Here is a 4,093-nt window from a genome sequence, read left to right on the forward strand (position 1 = left end):
CCGCCGCCCCGCCCACCGGCGGCGCCCCCGCCCCCGGCCGCCTGCGCGCCCGCTGGCGGCGCTCCCGCTGGTGGCTGCTGAGCGTCCTGGTCCTGCTGCTGGTCGGCGGCCTGATCGCCGGGATACCCGGCGGCTCCGTCCACGACCCGCTCGACCCCCGCAGCGGCGACCCGCGCGGCACCCGCGCCGCCGACCAGCTCCTCCAGCAGCACGGGATCTCCTCCCGCACCGCCTCCCGCACCGACGACCTCGCCGCCGCCCTGCGCGAGGACGACACCACCGTCGTCCTCACCTACCCCGACGAGCTCGCCTACCAGCACCTCGCCGGCCTCGCCTCGCTCCCCCGCGGCGAACGCACCCGCCTCGTCCTGGTCGGCCCCGAGCAGCCCCTGCTGAACGCCTTCGCCCCCGGCACCACCGCCTCCAGCTACGCCGAGCCCACCGAAGCCGCGCTCGCCCCGGAGTGCGACCTCCCCGAGGCCCGCCGGGCCGGGGCCGCGAGCCTCGGCGGCCAGGGCTACGAGGGCCGCCCCGGCGACACCGGCTGCTACCCCGCCGGGGGCCGCGACCTGCTGCTCAGCCGCACCCGCGGCACCCAGCAGGTCGTCGTCCTCGGCAACGGCGACCCGCTCACCAACCGGTACCTGGACCGGGAGGGCAACTCCGCCCTCGCCCTCGGCCTGCTCGGCGCCCACCCGCACCTGGTCTGGCAGACCCTCGACCAGGTCGAGTACGACACCTCCTCCGACGCCCCCAAGGACGTCTGGAGCTACATCCCGGACGGCTGGTACTGGGGCACCCTGCAACTCCTGCTGGCCGGCCTGCTCGCCGTCGCCTGGCGGGCCCGCCGCCTCGGACCGGTGCTCACCGAACGGCTGCCCGCCGTGGTCCGCGCCTCCGAGACCACCGAGGGCCGCGCCCGGCTCTACCGCCGCGCCAACGCCCGCGGCCACGCCGCCGAGACGCTCCGCCGCGCCGCCCGCCGCCGCACCGCCACCGCCCTCGGCCTCCCGCACACCTCCGGGGACCCCGACCCGGCCGCCCTCCTCGAGGCCGCCGCCTCCCGGCTCGGACGCCCCACCGCCGACCTCCAGCACCTGCTGTACGGCCCGGCCCCCACCGACGACGCCGCACTGCTGCGGCTCGCCGACGACCTCGACGACATGGAATGGCAGGTACGACAGCCGTGACCGACCAGCTGCTCAAGACCGTCCCGGCCCGGACCGACGACGCCCGCGCCGCCCTCACCGGCCTGCGCGAGGAGATCGCCAAGGCCGTGGTCGGCCAGGACGCCGCCGTCACCGGCATCGTCGTGGCCCTGCTCTGCGGCGGCCACGTCCTGCTGGAGGGCGTCCCCGGCGTCGCCAAGACCCTGCTGGTCCGCACCCTGGCCACCGCCCTCGACGTCGAGACCAAGCGCATCCAGTTCACCCCCGACCTGATGCCCGGCGACGTCACCGGCTCCCTGGTCTACGACACCCGCACCGCCGAGTTCTCCTTCCAGCCCGGCCCGGTCTTCACCAACCTGCTGCTCGCCGACGAGATCAACCGCACCCCGCCCAAGACCCAGGCCTCCCTGCTGGAGGCCATGGAGGAGCGCCAGGTCACCGTCGACGGCGAACCCCGCAAGCTCCCCGAGCCGTTCCTGGTCGCCGCCACCCAGAACCCGGTCGAGTACGAGGGCACCTACCCGCTGCCCGAGGCCCAGCTCGACCGCTTCCTGCTCAAGCTGATCCTCCCGCTGCCGACCCGCGACCAGGAGTTCCAGGTCCTCTCCCGGCACGCGAACGGCTTCGACCCGCGCGACCTCGCCTCGGCCGGCGTCCGCCCCGTCGCCGACGCCGCGCACCTGGCCGCCGCCCGCGCCCAGATCGCCCGGCTGACCGTCTCCCCCGAGGTCCTCGCCTACATCGTCGACCTGGTCCGCGCCACCCGGCAGTCGCCCTCCCTCTCCATGGGCGTCTCCCCCCGCGGCGCCACCGCCCTGCTCAACACCTCCCGGGCCTGGGCCTGGCTGGCCGGCCGCGACTACGTCACCCCCGACGACGTCAAGGCGCTCGCCCTGCCGACCCTGCGCCACCGCGTCCAGCTGCGCGCCGAGGCCGAGATGGAGGGCACCACCGCCGACAGCGTCATCCAGGCCGTCCTCGCCCAGACGCCCGCCCCCCGCTAGGCACCCCGCGGCCGGGGGACGCCCTCCCCCGGCCCACCCGTCCGCCCCGCCAGAAAGCGAGCCCAGCACCCCATGGCCCTGACCGGCCGAACGGCCCTCATCGCCGCCCTCGGCGCCCTCCTGGTGGGATGCGTCCTCCCGTCCTGGACGGGCGTCGGCGTGGTCGTGCTGCCCCTGCTCGCCGCCGTCGCCGTCGACCTGGTGCTCGCCGCCCCCGTCCGCCGCCTGGCCCTGGAGCGCTCCGGCGACCCGACCGTCCGCCTCGGCGAGGCCACCACCGTCGACCTGCTCGTCGCCAACCCCTCCGGCCGCCCGCTGCGCGCCCGGATCCGCGACGCCTGGTACCCCTCCGCCTGGGCCCCCGGCACCGCCTCCACCGCCTCCCGGCACACCGTGACCGTCCCCGCGGGCGAACGCCGCCGCCTCACCACCCCGCTCGCCCCCACCCGGCGCGGCGACCACCACTCCGGCAAGGTCACCGTCCGCTCCCTCGGCCCGCTCGGCCTGGCCGGTCGCCAGGCCAGCCTGGACGCCCCCTGGCGGATCCGCGCCCTGCCCCCCTTCACCAGCCGCAAGCACCTCCCCTCCCGCCTCGCCCGCCTGCGCGAACTCGACGGCCGCACCTCCGTCCTGACCCGCGGCCAGGGCACCGAGTTCGACTCCCTGCGCGAGTACCTCCCCGGCGACGACGTCCGCTCCATCGACTGGCGCGCCAGCGCCCGCCGCAGCACCGTCGCCGTCCGCACCTGGCGCCCCGAACGCGACCGCCACGTCCTGATCGTCCTCGACACCGGCCGCACCTCCGCCGGCCGCGTCGGCGACGCCCCCCGCCTCGACGCCGCCCTGGACGCCGCCCTGCTGCTCACCGCCCTCGCCACCAAGGCCGGCGACCGCGTCGACCTGCTCGCCCACGACCGCCACCGCCGCGTCGCCGTCGCCGGACGCTCCCCCGCCGAAGTGCTCCCCGCCTTCACCGACGCGATGGCCCTGCTCGAACCCGCCCTGATCGAGACCGACCTGCGCGCCCTCACCTCCACCGCCCTGCGGATGGCCCCGCACCGCTCCCTGATCGTCCTGCTCACCGGCCTCGACGCGCACCAGATCCAGGAACACCTGCTCCCGCAGCTCCCGCTCCTCACCAAGCGCCACGAACTCGTCCTCGCCTCCGTCTCCGACCCCCGCCTGGACGAACTGGCCCGCGCCCCCCGCACCACCGTCGAAGACGTCTACGCCGCCGCCGCGGCCGAACAGACCCGCACCGACCGCCGCCGCACCGCCGACCTCCTCACCCGCCGCGGCGTCACCGTCCTCGACGCCCCGCCGGAGTCCATCGCCCCCGCCCTCTCCGACACCTACCTCGCCCTCAAGGCCGCCGGCCGCCTCTGACCGCCCCGGCACAACGCCTTTCCGGCGTGAACGCCGCGCTGCCCGGGCACCTTCGCCGACGGACCGAAGTCGGTTGCCCGGCGCGTGATGCTGCACGACCATCCTGGAATGCGTGCGAACGGGAGCCGGAAGCTGACGCGGGTGGCGCAGACGTGTCCTGCCTGCCCGTCACAGTGGGATGCCTGGACGGCTGACGGCCAGTACCTGTACCTCCGATACCGGCATGGTGAGGGCAGCGTCGAGTGGCACCCCGGCCCCGATCTCGATGACGGCCCGGAGTCTTGGAACGAGGGCCGCTCGGGGCTCCTGACCGAATGGGACGACGCCACCGACAGCGGTGTCATCAGCCTTGAGGACTTCCTCGCGGCAGCGGGCTTGGTGCTGGCGCCGAATGCCTCGGTGAGCTGAGGCCGCGGCACGTGGTGGTACAGGGCTGAAACGCGAGAAAGCCCCCTGACATCCCGTCAGGGGGCTTTCCCACAATGATTGTTCGGCGGCGTCCTACTCTCCCACAGGGTCCCCCCTGCAGTACCA

Annotated in this window: 4 protein-coding genes; all 4 read left to right on the forward strand. The window is 75.6% G+C overall.

The genetic code is table 11. The features are described from left to right. Nucleotides 1-1,190 (forward strand): DUF4350 domain-containing protein (locus OO57_RS37295; RefSeq protein ID WP_033257313.1); only part of this gene is annotated, 1,190 nt, incomplete at its 5' end. Continuing rightward, nucleotides 1,169-2,173 (forward strand): AAA family ATPase, encoded by a 1,005-nt coding sequence (locus tag OO57_RS37300; RefSeq protein ID WP_051778755.1) that lies wholly within the window; start codon nt 1,169-1,171, stop codon nt 2,171-2,173. The genes OO57_RS37295 and OO57_RS37300, both read left to right, overlap by 22 nt. Nucleotides 2,174-2,245: 72 nt before the next feature. Next, the gene (locus OO57_RS37305; protein ID WP_033257314.1) at nt 2,246-3,559 is read left to right on the forward strand and encodes a DUF58 domain-containing protein; all 1,314 of its coding nucleotides are present in this window, start codon (nt 2,246-2,248) and stop codon (nt 3,557-3,559) included. A gap of 87 nt (nt 3,560-3,646) precedes the next feature. After that, a complete protein-coding gene (locus OO57_RS37310) occupies nt 3,647-3,967 on the forward strand; it encodes a hypothetical protein (protein ID WP_081974233.1) in 321 nt (106 codons plus the stop codon). Nucleotides 3,968-4,093 lie beyond the last annotated feature (126 nt).

Source organism: Kitasatospora phosalacinea, assembly GCF_000717185.1.
GTDB lineage: Bacteria > Actinomycetota > Actinomycetes > Streptomycetales > Streptomycetaceae > Kitasatospora > Kitasatospora phosalacinea_A.